Consider the following 217-nt stretch of genomic DNA (forward strand, 5'->3'; position numbering starts at 1 on the left):
TCCTTCAAGGCATGTTGCAGTGCCTGGGATGGTGTTTCTTTGAGCCATTCCGTTCCAGCTTCCCGCTTCCAAATCGGCAGATTAGCCGCCATTGGCACATAGCCAATGAACTTGTTTCCTGCTTCGTGATTTTCTTTTTACATCGCCAGCGCCTTGTTATAGACGAACCGACACGATCCGGCGAAACGGCGCATGTCGCGCTGTTGTTCGCCGTTTG

1 pseudogene is annotated in these 217 nt (G+C 52.1%); it reads right to left on the reverse strand.

The window, feature by feature from the left end:
- Nucleotides 1-217: pseudogene (locus QN359_RS20010) on the reverse strand (helix-turn-helix domain-containing protein); the annotation flags it as partial.

The sequence above is a fragment of the Undibacterium sp. 5I2 genome, assembly GCF_035019605.1.
Classification (GTDB): domain Bacteria; phylum Pseudomonadota; class Gammaproteobacteria; order Burkholderiales; family Burkholderiaceae_D; genus Undibacterium.